Origin of the sequence: Streptomyces sp. NPDC102490 (genome assembly GCF_044765285.1) — a bacterium.
Classification (GTDB): Bacteria; Actinomycetota; Actinomycetes; order Streptomycetales; family Streptomycetaceae; genus Streptomyces.
Genome location: NZ_JBIWJU010000010.1, coordinates 55,900 through 73,965, shown reverse-complemented (window position 1 = coordinate 73,965; position 18,066 = coordinate 55,900). Strand labels below are relative to the sequence as shown.

Genomic DNA, 18,066 nt, shown 5'->3' with positions numbered 1-18,066 from the left:
ATCGGCTGGATCATTCGGGATCTCATCCCTGGGTCTTCTGGATGGCTTCGCGCAGCACCTGGCGGTCGTCGAAGGGACGGACGACCCCGGCGATGTCCTGGCCCTGCTCGTGGCCCTTGCCGGCCACCAGCACCGTGTCGCCGGGCTCGGCCCGGGCGACGGCGGCGGCGATCGCGGCGGCCCGGTCCTCGAAGACCTGCACCTCGCCGCGCTCGTGCGCGGGCACGGACGCCGCGCCCTGGAGCATGGTGGCGAGGATCGCGAGGGGGTCCTCGGAGCGGGGGTTGTCGGAGGTCAGTACGGCGGTGTCGGCGAACCGGGCCGCGGCGGCGCCCATCGGCTGCCGCTTGGTGGTGTCCCGGTCGCCGCCGCAGCCGAGCACCACGTGCAGCCTGCCCTCGGTGACCTTGCGCAAGGCCCGCAGCACCGACTCGACGGCGTCGGTCTTGTGGGCGTAGTCGACCACCGCGAAGAACGGCTGGCCCTCGTCCACGCGCTCCAGCCGGCCCGGCACGCCCGGTACGGCGGCGACGCCGTCGGCGGCGCTCTGCGGATCGAGTCCGGCGGCGGCCAGGGCGACGATCGCGGCGAGGGTGTTCGCCACGTTGAACGGTCCGGCCAGCGGCGACCTGGCGGCGATCCGCTCGCCCTTCGGCCCGAGCACGGTGAACGTGGAGTCCAGCGGGCCGACCTCGACCTCGTCGGCGCGCCAGTCGGCGTCGGGGTGGCCCTCGGCGGAGTAGGTGACGACCGGGACGGTGGCCTCGTTGGCGAGGCGCCGCCCGTACTCGTCGTCGACGTTGACCACGCCGAGTTTGCTGCGCTCGGGCGTGAAGAGCTGCGCCTTCGCCTGGAAGTAGTCCTCCATGCCGGAGTGGAACTCCATGTGCTCCGGGCTGAGGTTGGTGAAGACCGCGATGTCGAAGACGCAGGCGTCGACGCGGCCGAGTACCAGGGCGTGGCTGGAGACCTCCATGGCGACCGCCTCGGTGCCGCGCTCGCGCATCACCGCGAACAGCGCCTGGAGGTCGGTGGCCTCGGGCGTGGTGCGCTCGGACTTGATGCGCTCGTCGCCGATGCGCATCTCGACCGTGCCGATCAGGCCGGTGGACTTGGCCGTGCGCAGGCCGCCCTCGACGAGGTAGGCGGTGGTGGTCTTGCCGGAGGTACCGGTGATACCGATCTGGAGCAGGTCGCGGCCCGGGTGGCCGTAGATCGTGGCCGCCAGCTCGCCCATCCGCGCGCGCGGGTCGTCGACGACGAGCGCCGGCAGACCGGCGGCCGCGGCGCGTTCCGCGCCGGACGGATCGGTCAGCACGGCGGCCGCGCCGAGGCCGGCGGCCTGGGTGACGAAGTCGGCGCCGTGCAGGCGGGCTCCGGGCAGGGCGGCGTACAGGTCGCCGGGGCGCACGGCACGCGAGTCGTGGGTGATGCCCGTGACCTCGGCGGAGCCGTCCGGCGCGGCGACACCCAGCTGATCGGCGAGTTCCGCGAGGGGGGTGGCGGAGATCCGCACCGGCCGGGGCGGTCCCGGGTATGTCACGGGGTGGCCCTTCTGGGTGGTTTGGGACTGATCAGGGTGTGGCACGGCGGTGAGCGTACCGGCAGTACCCGCTTCCCGGCGAAGCGAGGGCTGGGGGGAGGCTTGGGAGGCGCTCCGGTTCCCGGGGTCGGGGGTGATCGTTGTCACGGGTGGTTCCTGGTGGCTCGGTACTGAAACGGCGCTGGCTCGGTACGGGCTCGATGCGGAGCGGGCGGGCGGTGCGGTTCAGGGTTTGAAGGTGACCGGGAGCCGCGCGGGGGCAGCCCCGGTCGGCGGGACCTGGAGGGTCTTCAGGGCGAACTCCATGACCTGCTTGTAGATGGGGCCGCAGATCTGGCCGCCGAAGTAGCTGCCCTGGGTGGCGTTCTGGATGGCGCAGTAGACGGTGACGCGGGGCTTGTCGGCGGGGGCGAACCCGGCGAACGACGAGGTGTAGCCCTTGTACTGGCCGGTGGCCGGATCCACCCGGTTGGCCGTGCCCGTCTTGCCCGCCACCCGGTAGCCGGGGATGCGGGCCTTGGTGCCGGTGCCCTCCTCGTCGTCGACGACGGACTCCAGCATCTGCGAGAGGGTCTTGGCGGTCTTCTCGCTGGTCACGCGGGTCTTCTTGGGTTCGGGGGCCGGGGTGAAGCGTCCGTCGTCGCCCTTCGTGCCGCGCACGAGCGTGGGTTCGATCCGGACGCCGCCGTTGGCGATGGTCGAGTAGATCGAGGCCGCCTGGAGCGCGTTCACGGAGACGCCCTGGCCGAAAGGAATCGTGTACTGCTGCGAGGTCGACCACTGGCCGGGCGGCGCGAGGATGCCCTTGGTCTCCCCCGGGAAGCCGAGGCCGCTGTAGTCGCCGAGGCCGAACTTGCGCAGGTAGGAGTAGAGCACCTTGTTGGCCTCGGCCTGGGTCTTGCCCAGTTCGCCGGTGGCCATGATCGTGCCGATGTTGCTGGACTTGGCGAGCACGCCGTTGAGCGTGAGGTACCAGGTCGGGTGGTCGATGTCGTCCTTGAAGAGCCGGTCGCCGCGCTTGAGCCGGTTGGGGACGGTGATGTGGGTGCCGGGCGTGGCGGCGTTCTCCTCCAGCACGGCCGCCATCGACAGCACCTTGGCGGTGGAGCCCGGTTCGAAGGCGTCCTGGAGCGCGGCGTTGCCCAGCGCCGCGGGGTCGGCGTGGGCGAGGTCGCCGGGGTCGAAGCCGGGCGAGTTGGCCATGGCGAGGATCTCGCCGGTGGTCGTGTCCTGGACGATGACATAGCCGCCGTCCGCCTTGGACTTCTCCACCTGCTCGCTGATGGCGTCCTGCGCGGCCCACTGGATGTCGCGGTCGATGGTCAGCTCGACGTCGCTGCCGGGCACGGCGGGGGTCTCGGTGGAACCGGCGGTGGGCACCTGGCGTCCGCCGGACTGCGCGTAGCGGATCTTGCCGTCCTCGCCGGCCAGCGTCTTGTCCAGCTTCCGTTCCAGGCCGCCGCCGCCCTTGCCGTCGGCGCCGACCCAGCCGAGGACGGCGGCGGCGAGGTCGCCGCCCGGGTACACGCGCTTGCTGCTGGGGTCGGCGAAGACGCCCGCGAGCACGTTGACCGTCGACCGGTCGGTCTCCGCCTTCGTGGTGAGGGCGGTCTTCAGGTCCTTGATCTGGTTCCAGACCTGGGGGGTCTGCCGGCGCGCGAGGCGGACGTAGCGCAGTTCCCTGTTCTTCGGGCGGAGCGTCCTGGCCAGCTGCTCCTGGTCCTCGCCGAGGATCGGCGCGAGGAGCGCCGCCGCCTGCTCGGGCCCGTCGTCGACCTTCAGCTGCTCGCGGGTGAACATCGTGGGGTCGGCGGTGATGTCGTAGGAGTCCACGGTGGTCGCCAGGGCGACGCCGTTGCGGTCGGTGATCCCGCCGCGTTCGGCGGGCAGGGTGTGCACGACGTAGCGGTTCTGCTCGGCCTTCGCGGAGTACGTGCCGGCGTCGACGGCCTGCACCTGGAGGAGCCGTACCACGAAGGCGGCCAGCACCAGGGTCAGCGCGAGGCCGATCATGCGCAGCCGGGGGCGCGGGCTGCCCAGCCGGAAGGCGCGGGGCGCCCGCCGGGGCGGTCCCGGCCTGCGGGCCGGCCGGGCGCCCGGTCCCGGGCGGCGCCCGCCGCCGGGGCGGACGGGCCTCGCGGGTCCGGGCACCCGGCGGCGCGGCGGTTCCCTGTCGGACACTTCCGTCACCTGCCGGGAGTCGGGGTCGGGGTGGGCGTCGCCGCCGCGGTGGGGGTGGCGGCTGTGCTGGGTGGGGCCGCGGTCGTGGGCGTGGGGGCCGGTGCCGAGGGGGCGGTGTAGGGGGACGGCGTGCCCGTGGCCGCGCCGGCGGAGGTGGAGGCCAGCGCCTCGGGGGCCAGCACGAGCGGGGTGGCCGCGGCGGGCGCGGGGCTGGGCGATCCCTTGACGGTGCCGTCGGGGTCGAGGAAGGCGGGGTCGCCGCCGGGCACCATCCCCAGTTCGCGGGCGCGGCGCTGGAGGGCCCGGGGGGCGGAGTAGGCGTCGATGTCCCGCTGGAGCGCCTGTTCCTCGTCGCTGAGCTCCTTGGTGCGCTGCTTGAGGTCGTCCAGCTGGAAGGAGCCCTCGCTCAGGGCGGAGTTCAGCACGAGGAGCCCGATGAGGCCGCCGCCGAGGAGGAGGACGACCAGGAGCACGAAGGGCGCCCGGGCCGCCTGGCCGCGGGCGCCGCCGGCCGGGAGGAGCCGGGCGAGCCGGGCGGCCCGGCCCTTCAGTTCGGGTTTCCTGCTCACGCGCCCTCCCCTCGGCCCCGGGTGGGCCGTCCCCACCCCTGCCTGGCCTGCCTCGCTGGTGCCACCCGCCCGACCGCCTTCACCCGAGGGACTCCCTGATGCGCTCGGCGCCGCGCAGCCGTGCCGGTGCCGCCCGCCGGTTCTCGGCGATCTCCTCCTCGGTGGGGAGTTCGGCTCCGCGCGTGAGCAGCTTGAGCCGGGGCGCGTACTGTTCGGGGACGACCGGCAGGCCGGGCGGCGCGGTGTTGGCGGCGCCGGCCGCGAACACCTGCTTGACCAGCCGGTCCTCCAGCGAGTGGTACGACAGCACGGCGATCCGTCCGCCGACCGCGATGGACTCGACGGCGGCCGGGATCGCCCGCTCCAGGACCGACAGCTCGCCGTTGACCTCGATCCGCAGGGCCTGGAAGGTGCGCTTGGCCGGGTTGCCGCCGGTGCGCTTGGCGGCCTGCGGCAGCGCCGCGCGGATCAGCTCCACCAGGCGGGCGCTGTGGGTGAACGGCTCCTTCTCGCGCTCGCGCACGATCGCGGACACGATCCGCTTGGCCTGCTTCTCCTCGCCGTACGCCCGCAGGATGCGGACGAGTTCGCCGGGCGGGTAGGTGTTGAGGACCTCGGCGGCGCTCATGCCGGTGGTCTGGTCCATCCGCATGTCGAGCGGGGCGTCCTGGGCGTAGGCGAAGCCGCGGCCGGCCTCGTCGAGCTGCATGGAGGAGACGCCGAGGTCGAACAGCACGCCCTGGACGCGGGGGACGCCGAGCCGGTCGAGCACGTCGGGCAGCTCGTCGTAGACGGCGTGCACGAGGGTGGCGCGCTCGCCGTACGGGGCGAGCCGCTCGCCGGACAGGCGCAGGGCCTCCGTGTCGCGGTCGAGCGCGACGAGCCGGGCCTCGGGGAAGCGTTCGAGGAGTGCCTCGCTGTGCCCGCCGAGTCCCAGCGTGCAGTCGACGACCACGGCTCCCGGCTCCTGGAGGGCGGGCGCCAGCAGGTCCAGACACCGCTGGAGCATCACCGGGACGTGTCGACTCTGGCTCAAGTGGGGCGGCCTCTCAGGTCCGGCGCGGCGTCACGCACTGCCGGGTCCCCTCCCGCTCGCATCTGAAGGGGAGGCCTGCCGGCGCCAAGAGCGTCGGCCGGCCGGGAGCGGGAGGAGGCCGAGCCGTACGTACGCGCCGCGCACGTGGGGAGATCTGGCGGGACGTCGCCCAGGTCTCCGGGGATTTCAGTCCAGCAGGGAGGACCTCGCCTCCCGCTTCGCGTCACTTTAGTCCACCGTGTCGCCCGGTCAATCAACCGGCCTGCGCGTCGCGGACCCCGGCGTCCGCAAACCGGCATCGCGCGCCTTTTCACTCGGACGGCCGCATCCGCACCACCCTGTGGGTTGGCTCACAACAAGCCCCGATGACGTTCTTTGTCCCGCTTCACAGCGGGCCGGGGGCGGGGACGGCCAGTAACGTCATGGATATGACGACTTCTGCATCGGTACCCGCAGGCCGGGAATCCGCCATAGTGGCCGACCACACCGTCACCGACCGGCTCGTCGAGGCGAACCAGCGCTATGCCGCCGCGTTCACCGACCCCGGGATGGACGCCCGCCCCGTACAGCGCGTGGCGGTCGTCGCCTGCATGGACGCGCGCCTGGACCTGCACGCCGCGCTCGGCCTGAAGCTCGGCGACTGCCACACCATCCGCAACGCGGGCGGTGTCGTCACCGACGACGTGATCCGCTCCCTGACCATCAGCCAGCGGGCGCTCGGCACCCGCAGCGTGGCCCTCATCCACCACACGGGCTGCGGCATGGAAACCATCACCGAGGACTTCCGGCACGATCTGGAGCTGGAGGTCGGCCAGCGTCCGGCGTGGGCGGTGGAGGCCTTCCGGGACGCCGATCAGGACGTGCGGCAGTCGATCGAGCGGGTCCGCACCTCGCCGTTCCTGCTGCACACCGACGACGTGCGCGGTTTCGTCTTCGACGTGAAGACGGGCCTGCTGCGCGAGGTCGACCCCGCCTGATCCGGTGGCCCGCCCCGGCGATCCCGCCGCGCAAGCGCCGCAAAGGCCGACATATCGCGGCCAGTTGTCCACAGGCGAGTGACACGAATCGGTAACGGCGGCAAGAATGCGGGAAGTGGTGTCGCGCGGAACTTTTTCCGCGCGGCGTCCGTGATTCGGGGTGGGCCGTCCGCGGTGCGGGCCCGGCCCGGCAAGTTGGGGAACCTCCACTTCCCAGGGAGTGCGGGGAAAGGCCGAGGAGGGCCGGGTGACGACCTATGACGATCGGGCGAGCCATGGGGGTGCCCCCTCGGGAGCGTATGCGGGCGTGGGTGATGATCTGACCGCGGTGGTCGAGCGGGTGCGCGGCTCGGTGGAGGGCGTGATCGAGGGCAAGCCCGAGGTCGTGCGGCTCTCGCTGACCGTGCTGCTGGCCGAGGGTCATCTGCTGATCGAGGATGTGCCGGGGGTCGGCAAGACCATGCTGGCCAAGGCGCTGGCGCGGTCCATCGACTGTTCGGTGCGCCGGATCCAGTTCACGCCGGACCTGCTGCCCTCGGACATCACCGGGGTGTCCATCTGGGACCAGCAGCGCCGGGACTTCGAGTTCAAACCGGGTGCCATCTTCGCGCAGGTGGTGATCGGCGACGAGATCAACCGCGCCTCGCCGAAGACGCAGTCGGCGCTGCTGGAGTCGATGGAGGAGCGCCAGGTCACCATCGACGGCCAGACCTACGAGCTGCCCGCCCCCTTCATGGTGGTGGCGACGCAGAACCCGGTCGAGATGGAGGGCACCTACCCGCTCCCGGAGGCCCAGCGGGACCGCTTCATGGCCCGGGTGTCCATCGGCTATCCGAGCCCGGAGGCCGAGTTGCAGATGCTCGACGTGCACGGCGGGGTCAACCCGCTGGACGACCTCCAGCCGGTGGCGCACGCGCACGAGATCCTGAAGCTGATCGAGGCGGTCCGCGCCGTCCACGTGGCGGACCCGGTCCGGCGGTACGCGGTGGACCTGGTCGCCGCCACCCGCTCCCACCCGGATCTCCGGCTCGGCGCCTCGCCGCGTGCCACGCTGCATCTGCTGCGCGCGGCGAAGGCGTCCGCCGCCCTGAGTGGCCGGGAGTACGCGCTGCCGGACGACGTGCAGGCCCTCGCGGTCGCCGTCCTGGCCCACCGGCTGCTGCCGACCGCGCAGGCCCAGCTCAACCGCCGCACCGCCGAGCAGGTCGTCGAGGAGATCCTCCAGCGCACCCCGGTGCCCGCGGCGTCCCAGCAGCAGCCGGGCTTCGGCGTGGGCCGCGGCACGCCGGCGTACGGTCAGCAGCCGCCGCGGAGGCTGTGATGGACGCCGGGGGGACAGACCCGGGCGAGGGCGACCGGGGTGAGGGCGGCGGTGTCCGGACCGCCCTGGCCGGTCTGACCACCCGCGGGCGTTCCTTCCTGGCCGCCGGCATCGCGGCCGCGATCTGCGCGTACGTCCTGGGGCAGAGCGATCTGCTGCGGGTCGGGCTGCTCCTGGGCGCGCTGCCGCTGGTCTGCGCGGCCGTGCTGCACCGCACGCGCTACCGGGTCGCGGGCAGCCGCCGGCTGTCCCCCGGGCGGGTGTCCGCGGGCAGCGAGGCCCGGGTCCATCTGCGCGTCGACAACGTCTCCCGGCTGCCCACCGGTCTGCTGATGCTCCAGGACCGGGTGCCCTACGTGCTCGGGCCGCGTCCCCGCTTCGTACTCGACCGGGTGGAGCCGGGCGGTCGCCGCGAGGTGTCCTACCGGGTCCGCTCCGACCTGCGCGGCCGGTATCCGCTGGGCCCGCTGCAACTGCGCCTGACCGACCCGTTCGGCCTGTGCGAGCTGACCCGTTCCTTCTCGACGTACGACACGCTGACCGTGATCCCGCGCGTGGAGGCGCTGCCGCCGGTGCGGCTGAGCGGCGAGGCGAAGGGGTACGGCGAGGGCAGGCAGCGCTCGCTCGCCCTGGCCGGCGACGACGACGTGATCCCGCGCGGGTACCGGTACGGCGACGACCTGCGCCGCGTGCACTGGCGTTCCACCGCACGCTACGGCGAGCTGATGGTGCGCCGTGAGGAGCAGCCGCAGCGGGCCCGCTGCACGGTGCTGCTCGACACCCGGGTCGTGGCCTTCGAGGGCGGGGGCCCCGACTCGGCCTTCGAGTGGGCGGTGTCGGGCGCGGCGTCCGTGCTGGTGCACATGCTGGAGCGGGGCTTCTCCGTCCGGCTGCTCACCGACGCCGGCGACTCGGCGCCGGGCGAGGGCTCGGACGGCTTCGCGGGCGCGAGCCAGGGCACGGCCGACGCGGCCGGGCTGATGATGGACACCCTCGCCGTGATCGACCAGTCCGACGGCACGAGCCTGTCGCGGGCGTACGACGTGCTGCGCGGCGGGAACGAGGGGCTGCTGGTGGCGTTCTTCGGCGACCTGGACGAGGAGCAGGCCACGGTGGTGGCCAAGATGCGGCAGCGCAGCGGCGGTGCCGTCGCCTTCGTCCTGGACAGCGAGACGTGGGCACGGGAGCCGGGCGAGGTGCCCGGCCCGCTGGCCGGGGGCGGGGAGCGGCTGCGGATGCTCCGCGAGGCGGGCTGGACCGCCGTGACCGTCCCACGGGGCGCCACCGTGGAGGAGCTGTGGCGCCTGGCCGACCACGAACGCACCACCCTCACCACGCCGACCGGCGGAAAGGGAACCCGATGAGCGGGCGGACGCGGCTCATGACGGACGTGCGCGGCGCGGTGTCCGGGGTCGACGGGTGTCCGGGCGGTGCCTCGCATGCCTGTCCCGCCGCCGGGGGCAGTGGGCGGGGGGCGGTGCGATGAGTGGGCGGGCGCGGTTGGCCGTGTGTGCCTGGGCGGCCACCTTGACGGCGGCCTGTGCGTTGTTGCCGTTGGTCGAGCCGGCCACGTGGATCCTGCAAGCGGCGGTCCTGCTGGCGGTGCAGTCGGGCGTGGGCGCGGTGGCGCGGCGGGTGCCGCTCGCCCGGCCGCTGACCGTCGCGGCGCAGGCCCTGGTCACGCTGCTGCTGCTGACCCTGGTCTTTGCCCGGCAGCAGGCGCTCGCCGGGCTGATCCCCGGTCCGCAGGCCTTCCAGCGCTTCGCCGACCTGCTCCAGCAGGGCGGCGACGACATCGCCCGGTACGCGATCCCGGCGCCGCTGGAGTCGGACGGCATCCGGCTGATGCTGGTTGGCGGCGTCCTGGTGATCGGGCTGCTGGTGGACACCCTCGCGGTGACCTTCCGCAGTGCCGCCCCGGCCGGCCTGCCGCTGCTCGCCCTCTACTCGGTGGCCGCGGGACTGTCCGAGGGCGGCGCCGACTGGCTGTGGTTCCTGGTCGCGGCGGTCGGCTATCTGGCGCTGCTCCTGGCCGAGGGACGTGACCGGCTCTCGCAGTGGGGCCGGGTGTTCGGCGGCTCGGCGCGCGCCCCGGGACCGGAGCAGGGGCGTGCCCTCGCCCCGATCCGCACCGGGCGGCGTATCGGCGCCTTCGCGCTGGGCATCGCCCTGGTGGTGCCGCTGGCCCTGCCCGCGATGGACGGCGGGCTGCTGGACGGCGCGCGCGGCGGTGTCGGCTCCGGCACCGGGGGCGGCGGCACGATCTCCGCGGTGAACCCGCTGGTCTCCCTGCGGGACAGCCTCAACGTCAACGAGAACCGCCAGGTCCTCTCCGTCCAGACGGATTCCGAGGACCTGTCCAACCTGTACCTGCGCATCGTGTCCCTGGACGACTTCGACGGCACCACCTGGAAGCCGTCCAAGCGGCACATCACCGCCGTGCCGGACGGCACGTTCCCCACCCCGGCCGGACTCGGTTCCGACATCAAGCGGACGGAGACCCGAACCCTGGTGGCGGCCGCCGACTGGTACGCCCAGGACTGGCTGCCCATGCCCTACCCGCCCAGCGGCGTGCGCGTCGCGGGCAACTGGCGCTACGAACCCGTCGGCATGACCCTGGTCGGCGATCACGGCCAGAACACCCGCGGGCTGAAGTACGAGGTGCGCAGCCTGAACGTGCAGCCGACGGCGGAGCAGCTCGCCGCGGCGCCCCCGCCGTCGGCGGCGCTCCTGCGCGAGTACACGCGGCTGCCGGACTCGCTGCCCGCGGTGGTCTCCCGGACCGCCCGCGAGGTCACCGCCGGCGCGGCGAACCCGTACCAGCAGGCGGTCAGGCTCCAGGAGTACTTCGCAGTCAACGGCGGCTTCGAGTACGACACCCAGGTCAAGGTCGGCAGCGGCTCGGACGCGATCGCCCGGTTCCTGAAGGACAAGGAGGGCTTCTGCGTCCACTTCTCCTTCGCCATGGCGGCGATGGCCCGCTCCCTGGGCATTCCGGCCAGGGTCGCCGTCGGCTTCGCGCCGGGCTCCCCGCAGGCGGACGGCTCGGTGTCCGTGGGGCTGCGGGACGCGCACGCGTGGCCGGAGGTGTACTTCGAGGGCGTGGGCTGGACCCGCTTCGAGCCGACGCCGACGCGTGGTTCGACCCCGTCGTACACCATCACGGACCGGCCGGGCAGCTCGGTGCCGGACCCGGTCCTGCCGTCGCAGAGCACGGAGACGGAGCCGTCGGCGGCGCCCTCGTCGAGTGAGACGTGTTCCCCGCAGGACAAGAAGCTGGACGCCTGCTCCACCGAGACCGCGGCGGCCCTGCCCGTCACCGGCGGCGACGGACCGAAGTGGTACGCGCTGCTGGCCTGGTCCCTGGCCGGGCTCGCGGTGCTGCTGATCCCGCTCGCCCCGATGCTGTGGCGGTTGCGCGCCCGGGCGGTACGGCTCGGGTCGCACGGCCGCGGTGCGGCGGACGCCGGGCCGCACACCCTCGCGGTGTGGCAGGAGCTGACCGACACGGCCTGGGACCTCGGCATCCCGCCCCAGGAGTCGCAGACCCCGCGCAAGGCGGCGGCCCGCATCGTCCGGCTGGGCCGACTGGAGCCGACGGCCGCGCAGGCGGTGCACCGGGTGGCGGACGCCGTCGAGCAGGTCCTCTACGCGCCCCACCCGCGCCTGACGGCGGGGCTGACGGACGACGTACGGCTGGCGGCCACGGGTCTGCGGGCCGCGGTCGGCCGCGGCACCCGGCTGCGCGCACGGTTCGCCCCACGTTCGGCCATTCGGGTGACCTGGGCAGCATCGGCCCGGTGGACGTCCCTGAAACGACGCGCCACGACGCCCCGACCGGCATGGCGAAAAACCTCGGACCAACAGGGCTGAGCCAGCCGCCCCGGGTGGCTCAGCCCGCCGACCGGACGGCGGAGACCGTCGGCCGGCGGGGCTGAGTCCGTCGCCCGATGGGCTCAGCCCGGTTGTTCGGCCGGGCTGAGCCAGCCAACCGGGTGGCGACGACCGTGGGCCGGTGGGTTGAAACCGTCAATCGTCAGGGCCGAGCCCGTCGGCAGGCGGGCTCAGCCCGGTTGCTCGACAGGGCTCCGCCAGCCAACCGGGTGGCTGACCGGCGGGGATGAGCCCGTCGGCCGGTGGGGTGAGTCGTCCAGCGGCGAGGCAGAACTCGTCGCCGATAGGCAGAGCGCGCCGGTCGGCGGGGCTCAGCGGCGGCCGGTGGGGCTCAGCGGTGAGGCCGGGGCACCCCGCCGTGGGGCGGGGACTGCGGCTCACGGCGGCCTCATGTGCTCCTGGGTGTGCGTGAGGGGGTGGCCACCCGGACGGTGGTCACCCCCTCACGCGGAAGTTCTGGTGAGCGGCTCTTCCGGCGGCGCTACTGGCCGCCCTGCTGCTCATCCCTGCGGCGCTGCCAGCGCTCGTCGATGCGATCCATCATGGAACGTTTCTGGCGTCCTTGGCGGCGTGCCGCCTGCGGACCGGCACCGGCCGCCTGCGGCTGCTCGCCCGGCTTGGGGGCCTTGCGCCAGCCGGTCACGGCGAGCACCGCGCACCCCAGCATGACGAGGAAACCCACCACGCTGAGCCACACCTGCTGGGCGACCATACCGGCCATGAGGAGCGCAATACCTACGAGGAAGCCCGCGACCGCCTGGTAGACCCGTCGCCGGGTGTACGTACGCAGCCCGCTTCCCTCGAGCGCTGTCGCGAACTTGGGATCTTCGGCGTACAGCGCTCGCTCCATCTGCTCGAGCATGCGCTGCTCGTGCTCCGAGAGCGGCACGGAGTCCTCCTCATCGTGCAGTCGCCGGGGCGACCCGGGGGGTCCCTTCAGGATAGGCAGGGAATCGCCCCCGTGAAACCCGCCCCTCTGCGCCAATTGACCAAACCGGACTCCGTCATGGCCGTACCGGCTCACTGAAGTCCCATTCCCCAGCGGCCGACCCGTCATGCCGGGCGGTCTCCCTCGATCATACGGCGACTGCCCCCCGTTCGGGGGGCCTGTGGCGTACTCCATCTGCACTCGCGCCCCTGATCAGCGCCTCACCCCACGGGTCGGCTCAGGCCCCGTCGGCCCCTCGCGTCTCACCGAGCACATGGAGCTGGGTGGCCACGGAGTGGAACGCGGCGAGTTCGGCCGCCGCGGCCTCCAGCTTCAGCAGGGCGTCCATGGCCCCGGGCTCGGTGTCCACCAGCACGCCGGGGACGAGGTCGGCGAAGACGCGTACGCCGTGCACGGCGCCGACCCGGAGCCCGGCGGCCTCGACCAGACCGGTGAGCTGCTCGGCGGTGAACCGGCGCGGCACGGGGTCACCCGTGCCCCAGCGGCCGTCCGGGTCGCCCAGGGCCTGCCGGGCCTCGGTGAAGTGACCGGCGAGGGCACGCGCGAGCACGGCGCCGCCGAGGCCCGCGGCGAGCAGGCTCAGGACGCCGTCGGCGCGCAGGGCCGCCACCGCGTTGCGGACGCCCTCCGCGGGGTCGTCCACGTACTCCAGGACGCCGTGGCACAGCACCGCGTCGTAGCCCCCGCGCTCGACCACGTCGAAGAGGCCGCGGGCGTCGCCCTGGACGCCGCGCACGCGGTCGGCGACGCCGGCCTCGGCGGCACGGCGCTCCAGGGCGAACAGGGCGTTGGGGCTCGGGTCCACGACGGTGACGCGGTGGCCGAGGCCGGCCACGGGCACCGCGAAGTTGCCGCTGCCGCCGCCGGTGTCGAGGACGTCCAGTGCCTGGCGGCCGGTGGCCTTGACCCGGCGGTCCAGAGCGTCCTGGAGGACGTCCCAGACCACGGCGGTGCGCAGGGCGGCCCGGGAACGGGAGGGCTCGGAGCGCGGAGCCGCCGTGTGCGGTCGGGGCTCGGAGGCGGGCGGGCGCATCGGGTCCGACACGGCAGTTGACTCCTCGGCGCGGCACCGCCTCGGACACGGGCGGAGCGGAACGGGCTGCCGCCCCCGGCCCCGGTGCGGGGCGGGGGAGGCTTCAGGCGACTCCCACCCTATTGCCTGTGCCGCGCCCGCCGGGCACCCGTCCGTCCCCCGCTCATCCGGCGTCCGGCAGGTCGCGGCCCGGGTGACCGGCGTCGGAGCGGCCGGGCCGCTCGGGACCCGGTGGGTCGGCGTCGGACCGGGGCTGGGGCAGGACGGGCTGGAGGACCAGCATCCGCTCGACCAGACGCAGGAACATCGCCACGTCGCGTATCAGGTCGTCGGCGTCCCGGGTGCCCGCGGCGCCCTGGATGCCCGCCTCGGCGCGGGCCCGGCGCCGGGCGCCGGAGGCGAACAGCGCGCTCCAGTCGGACAGCTCGGGTGCGATCTCGGGCAGCACCTCCCAGGCGCTGCGGATGCGGGCCCTGGCCCGTGGGCTGGTCTCCGGGCGGCCGCGGGCGGCCAGCACGGCGGCGGCGGTGCGCAGGGCGGCGAGGTGGGCCGTCGCGTACCGCTCGTTCGGCGTTTCGAGGGCGGTGGCCTCCTCCAGTCCGGCCCGGGCCTGGGCGAGCAGGTCGAGGGCGGCGGGCGGGGCGGTCGTCCGGCGGAGCACGGGGTGCACGTCGCTCGCCGGTCCGGTCAGTGAGGGTGCAGGGCCGGCTGCGCGGCGCCGCCGGGCGGCGGCTGCGGACGAGTGGGCCATGACGATCCTCCTGTCGTCTCCGTGACGGCACGCCCCTGGCAGGAGGTGCCGTATGTGCCCATCGTGAGGTATGGCACTGACAATCCGTTCTGACCTGGGCTTTTGTTCGATCGACTGTTCGGTTCGGCGTCCGGGCGGGCCTGCGGTGCCGCCCTGACGGGGGGTGCTGTGAGAATCGGGACCATGGAAAGCAGCAGCACCTCCGCGCAGAGCGGCGGCCGTCGCGAGGCCACCCGGCAGAAGCTCTACGAGGCGGCGGTCACCCTCATCGCCGAGCAGGGCTTCTCCGCCACCACCGTGGACGAGATCGCCGAGCGGGCCGGGGTCGCGAAGGGCACGGTCTACTACAACTTCGCCAGCAAGTCCGTCCTCTTCGAGGAGCTGCTGCGGCACGGTGTCGGCCTGCTGACCGCCTCGCTGCGCCAGGCCGCGGAACAGGCCGCCCGCGAGGGCCGCGGCCGGGTCGACGCCCTGGACGCGATGATCCGCGCGGGGCTCGTCTTCATCGACCGCTATCCGGCCTTCACGCAGCTGTACGTGGCCGAGCTGTGGCGCACCAACCGGGCCTGGCAGTCCACGCTGCTGGTGGTCCGGCAGGAGGCCGTGGCGGTGGTGGAGGGGGTGCTGCGCGCGGGTGTGGCGAGCGGTGAGTTCAGCGAGGAGATCGACGTGCCGCTGACCGCCGCCGCGCTCGTCGGCATGGTCCTGGTGGCCGCGCTGGACTGGAAGGCGTTCCAGCCGGAGCGCTCCCTGGACGACGTGCACGCCGCGCTGTCGCGGCTGCTCCAGGGGCGCGTGAGCGGCCGGGGCTGACCGAAAAGGGGCGGGGCCGCGCACGAAGAACGCCGGTCCGTGGTGGCCGCGTCCCCCGCGGGCCGCCGTCGGACCGGCGCCTTCTCCTGCTCCCCCGTACGTTCCCCCGTCGGAACTCCCGTCGCCGGTCGTCCCTCCGGGCTCCCCCGTGTCTCGCTCCCGCCGACCACGGTCGGCGGAAGGAGCGGATCGCGGGCCCAACTCTGTTCCGGCGCCCCGTGCCGCCGGTACCGGAGCCGTGCCCCTCTCCGTGTCTCCACTCTCTCGTTCCCGCAGGTCGGAGCCCATCCGCGCGCGTACTCATCTGCCGTACTAGGTACAGCTACTCAGCCCTGGGCACCCCGCCCCACGGCGCGGCGCCGCCGACCGGTCATCTGAACGCCCGTCCCGGTACTCAGCCCTCGCACGGCGGTGTCGGTAGCGGCGGATAAAGTCCCTGGCATGGCACGGATTGCGGTGATCGGCGCCGGGATGGGCGCCATGGCGGCGGCCGCCCGGCTGGCCGTCGCGGGCCACCGGGTGGTGGTCTACGAGCGGACGCGGACGTACGGCGGAGCCCTGGGCCGGTTCGAGCGGGACGGGTTCTCCTTCGACACCGGCCCCGGTCTGCTCCCGCTGCCCGCGGTCTGGCGCGATCTGTTCGTGAAGACCGGCAAGGAGCCGCTGGAGTCGTGCGTCGAGTTGGTCCAGGTCGACCCGTCGTCCCGGCACGTGTTCGCCGACGGCACGGAGGTCGCGCTGGCGAACGCCTCGCGCGCGGGTGTCGTCGCCGCCCTGGACGCGGCGCTCGGTGCGGGCGCCGGGCAGCGCTGGGGCGACTTCCTGGTGCGGGCCAGGGAGACCTGGGACCGCACGCGCCGCCCCCTGCTGGAGGAGCCGCTGTGGCCGAACTGGCGGGTGCTGGCCGAGCGCGAGCCCTATCCGGCGGTCCCGCACAAGCGGCTGCTGCGCACCCGCCGGGCGGGCACGCTCGCCGAGGTCGGCGCCTGGGAGCTGCGCGACGCCCGGCTCGCCGCCCTGCTGGAGAGCCACGCGCTCGCCCACGGCCTGGACCCCCGCACCGCCCCGGCCAACACCGCGGTCCTGCCGTACATGGAGTACGCGTTCGGCGTCTGGTACGTGCGCGGCGGCGGTCTGCGGGAGCTGGCGCGGGCGGTGTACGAGCGGTGTCTGGCCCGCCGGGTCGAGTTCCGCTTCGAGGCGGAGGTCACCGGGATCGTCGAGAAGGACGGCCGGGTGGCGGGCGTGGAGCTGGCCGAAGGGGCCCTGGCGGAGGCCGAGTTCGTGGTCTCCGGCGTGGCGCCCGAGGTACTGGACCGCCTGTGCGGTCAAGCGCCGGTGCGCGGCGCGGACGAGGTGCCGGCCCGGCGCGGCGGGCCGAGCCGGCTGACGGTGCTGCTGGCCCTGCGGGGCGGCCGGCCCGAGGGCACGGCGCACCGCACGGTGGTGCACGCGGCGGACCGTGCGGCCGAGTTGGACCGCCTGTTCGGCGCCGCTCCCGGGATGGCCGCGCGGCCGACCGTCACCGTCCTGCGGCCCGAGGACCCGGCGCTGGTCCCGGACGCGGACCACGAGGCGGTGACCCTCACCGCGACGGTACCCGCCCTGGACGGCGCGTCCGGCCGGGCCACGACCGAGGTGTTCGCCCGCTGGGCCGAGCAGTTGATCGACGTCGCGGCGCGGGCGGTACCGGACCTGCGCGCCCGCCTCCTGTGGCATGAGGTGCGCACCCCGGCCGAGGTCGCGGCGGACACCGGTGTGGCGGACGGCGCGATTCCGGCGCCGGCGCTGGCGGGCGCCGACGGACGGCTGCTGCACCCGGCGAACGGCACGCGCACGGTGGGCCTGTTCACCGTCGGCGGCTGGTCGCACCCCGGCGGCGGTCTGCCGCACGCGGGGATGTCGGGCGCGCTGGTGGCCGGACTCGTGGTGGAGGGGCCGGAGTTCCGCGGCTCCCAGTGAGCGGGCGGGAACCTCGGGGAGGATTCCTCAGTAGCGGTACTGCTCGTCGTAGTCCTGGCTCTGCCCCTGTCCCTGCCCCTGCGGCCGGCCGTCGCCCTGGTAGGGGTACGGCGGCTGCTCGGGCGGGAGTTCGCCGCCGTAGGGGTCGTCGGTGCTGCGCTGCTGCGGCACCCACACTCCGCCGGCCGGGGTCTCGCCGCCGTAGCCGCCGGACTCGCCGGTGGCGTACTGGTCCTGCCCGTAGCCCTGCTGGCCGTAGGGCTGCGCACCCGTCGTGTCGTAGCCGCCGGTGTCGTACGGCCCGCCGTCGTAGGTGGGGGTGCCGATGTACGGGTCGGAGTAGGCGGCGTACTGCTGCTGGCCGCCGTTGTCGTAGCCGTAGTCCTGCTGCTGGCCGTAGCCGGAGTAGTCGTAGGCGTAGGACTGGTCGGCGCCCGGCGCGGTGGCCGCCTGCTGCTGGCCGGTGCCGTAACCGGCGTCCGTGTACACGCCGTACGAAGCGGTGTCGTCCGGCATGGGCTGCGGTTCGTAGACGGCGGTGGTCTCCGCGGCCGAGGGGGCGGTGGTGGGCCGGGCCGGGGTGAAGACGTCGTCGCGGTCGTAGTCGTCGTGCCCGTAGGGCGGGACGTCCTGCCCCGGGGCGTGCGCCTGGGCGCGGTCGTCGTAGCCATCCTGGTGGTCCCGCTCGCTCTCGGCGCGCCCGGGCCCGGAGACCTCCGACGCCGGTTCCCGGCGGGCCCGTTCGGGACGTCCGCGTTTGCCGACGAGGCTCGCCGGGGCGTTGACCGCCCAGCCGGCCTCGAAGCCGCGGCGGAACGACAGCGTGACGTAGGTCTGGCCGACCGCGAAGGCGGCGGCGCCGAGACCGATGACGAACACGTTCGACATCAGCACGCCGGCGACGACGCCGACGAAGCCGCCGAAGGCGAGCAGCCGCCAGCGCAGGCGCGCCTTGTATTGCAGCAGCACCTCGCCCAGCAGCCACAGCGCGACGACGCCGAACGCGATGTAGAGGACCGTCCAGCCCATGTACGCCC

Annotated in this window: 14 protein-coding genes; 6 read left to right on the top strand and 8 right to left on the bottom strand. The window is 74.0% G+C overall.

From position 1 onward, the window contains the following. Positions 1 to 22: 22 nt before the first annotated feature. From ACIRGB_RS23475 to rsmH, 4 genes are all read right to left on the bottom strand, one after another. On the bottom strand, positions 23 to 1,543 hold the full coding sequence (locus tag ACIRGB_RS23475) for a UDP-N-acetylmuramoyl-L-alanyl-D-glutamate--2,6-diaminopimelate ligase (RefSeq protein ID WP_403868352.1): 1,521 nt from the start codon (positions 1,541 to 1,543) through the stop codon (positions 23 to 25). 225 nt (positions 1,544 to 1,768) lie between these two features. Next, the gene (ftsI, locus tag ACIRGB_RS23470; RefSeq protein ID WP_403868349.1) at positions 1,769 to 3,733 is read right to left on the bottom strand and encodes a cell division protein FtsI; all 1,965 of its coding nucleotides are present in this window, start codon (positions 3,731 to 3,733) and stop codon (positions 1,769 to 1,771) included. Beyond that, on the bottom strand, positions 3,730 to 4,293 hold the full coding sequence (locus ACIRGB_RS23465; protein WP_403868346.1) for a septum formation initiator family protein: 564 nt from the start codon (positions 4,291 to 4,293) through the stop codon (positions 3,730 to 3,732). The genes ftsI and ACIRGB_RS23465 overlap by 4 nt, the downstream gene beginning before the upstream one ends. Before the next feature lie 79 nt (positions 4,294 to 4,372). Then, positions 4,373 to 5,329, bottom strand: coding sequence for a 16S rRNA (cytosine(1402)-N(4))-methyltransferase RsmH (gene rsmH / locus ACIRGB_RS23460; protein WP_403868343.1), 957 nt, complete (start codon positions 5,327 to 5,329; stop codon positions 4,373 to 4,375). 422 nt (positions 5,330 to 5,751) lie between these two features. Between rsmH and ACIRGB_RS23455 the strand changes: the two genes are divergently transcribed. The 4 genes from ACIRGB_RS23455 (at position 5,752) to ACIRGB_RS23440 (ending at position 11,500) form a co-directional block, all read left to right on the top strand. Further along, a complete protein-coding gene (locus tag ACIRGB_RS23455; RefSeq protein WP_403868340.1) occupies positions 5,752 to 6,306 on the top strand; it encodes a beta-class carbonic anhydrase in 555 nt (184 codons plus the stop codon). Positions 6,307 to 6,553: 247 nt separating this feature from the next. After that, positions 6,554 to 7,627 (top strand): AAA family ATPase, encoded by a 1,074-nt coding sequence (locus tag ACIRGB_RS23450; protein ID WP_403868338.1) that lies wholly within the window; start codon positions 6,554 to 6,556, stop codon positions 7,625 to 7,627. Next, positions 7,627 to 8,991, top strand: coding sequence for a DUF58 domain-containing protein (locus ACIRGB_RS23445; RefSeq protein ID WP_403868336.1), 1,365 nt, complete (start codon positions 7,627 to 7,629; stop codon positions 8,989 to 8,991). Before ACIRGB_RS23450 ends, ACIRGB_RS23445 begins: the two co-directional genes overlap by 1 nt. 118 nt (positions 8,992 to 9,109) lie before the next feature. After that, the gene (locus ACIRGB_RS23440; RefSeq protein ID WP_403868333.1) at positions 9,110 to 11,500 is read left to right on the top strand and encodes a DUF3488 and DUF4129 domain-containing transglutaminase family protein; all 2,391 of its coding nucleotides are present in this window, start codon (positions 9,110 to 9,112) and stop codon (positions 11,498 to 11,500) included. 502 nt (positions 11,501 to 12,002) lie between these two features. Here ACIRGB_RS23440 and ACIRGB_RS23435 read toward each other — a convergent pair. From ACIRGB_RS23435 to ACIRGB_RS23425, 3 genes are all read right to left on the bottom strand, one after another. Next, on the bottom strand, positions 12,003 to 12,410 hold the full coding sequence (locus ACIRGB_RS23435; protein WP_030186480.1) for a spore wall synthesis complex protein: 408 nt from the start codon (positions 12,408 to 12,410) through the stop codon (positions 12,003 to 12,005). Between the two features lie 277 nt (positions 12,411 to 12,687). Beyond that, complete coding sequence (locus tag ACIRGB_RS23430; protein ID WP_403868328.1) at positions 12,688 to 13,515, bottom strand: methyltransferase; 828 nt, start codon at positions 13,513 to 13,515, stop codon at positions 12,688 to 12,690. 151 nt (positions 13,516 to 13,666) lie between these two features. Beyond that, a complete protein-coding gene (locus ACIRGB_RS23425; protein ID WP_403868325.1) occupies positions 13,667 to 14,254 on the bottom strand; it encodes an SAV_6107 family HEPN domain-containing protein in 588 nt (195 codons plus the stop codon). Positions 14,255 to 14,437: 183 nt separating this feature from the next. Here ACIRGB_RS23425 and ACIRGB_RS23420 point away from each other — a divergent pair, with 183 nt between their 5' ends. Both ACIRGB_RS23420 and ACIRGB_RS23415 read left to right on the top strand, forming a co-directional pair. Further along, positions 14,438 to 15,067, top strand: a complete 630-nt coding sequence (locus tag ACIRGB_RS23420) for a TetR/AcrR family transcriptional regulator (protein WP_403868322.1) — start codon at positions 14,438 to 14,440, stop codon at positions 15,065 to 15,067. Between the two features lie 441 nt (positions 15,068 to 15,508). After that, positions 15,509 to 17,029 (top strand): phytoene desaturase family protein, encoded by a 1,521-nt coding sequence (locus tag ACIRGB_RS23415; RefSeq protein ID WP_403868319.1) that lies wholly within the window; start codon positions 15,509 to 15,511, stop codon positions 17,027 to 17,029. A 27-nt stretch (positions 17,030 to 17,056) separates the two neighbouring features. Here ACIRGB_RS23415 and ACIRGB_RS23410 read toward each other — a convergent pair whose 3' ends face one another. After that, positions 17,057 to 18,058, bottom strand: a complete 1,002-nt coding sequence (locus tag ACIRGB_RS23410) for a hypothetical protein (RefSeq protein ID WP_403868316.1) — start codon at positions 18,056 to 18,058, stop codon at positions 17,057 to 17,059. Positions 18,059 to 18,066 lie beyond the last annotated feature (8 nt).

Bases quoted from the DNA above. Each gene is read 5' to 3' on its own strand.
- ACIRGB_RS23445 (WP_403868336.1), top strand. From the start codon at position 7,627: ATGGACGCCGGGGGGACAGACCCGGGCGAGGGCGACCGGGGTGAGGGC.
- ACIRGB_RS23455 (WP_403868340.1), top strand. From the start codon at position 5,752: ATGGATATGACGACTTCTGCATCGGTACCCGCAGGCCGGGAATCCGCC.
- ACIRGB_RS23415 (WP_403868319.1), top strand. From the start codon at position 15,509: ATGGCACGGATTGCGGTGATCGGCGCCGGGATGGGCGCCATGGCGGCG.
- ACIRGB_RS23410 (WP_403868316.1), bottom strand. From the start codon at position 18,058: ATGGGCTGGACGGTCCTCTACATCGCGTTCGGCGTCGTCGCGCTGTGG.
- ACIRGB_RS23425 (WP_403868325.1), bottom strand. From the start codon at position 14,254: ATGGCCCACTCGTCCGCAGCCGCCGCCCGGCGGCGCCGCGCAGCCGGC.
- ACIRGB_RS23440 (WP_403868333.1), top strand. From the start codon at position 9,110: ATGAGTGGGCGGGCGCGGTTGGCCGTGTGTGCCTGGGCGGCCACCTTG.
- ACIRGB_RS23420 (WP_403868322.1), top strand. From the start codon at position 14,438: ATGGAAAGCAGCAGCACCTCCGCGCAGAGCGGCGGCCGTCGCGAGGCC.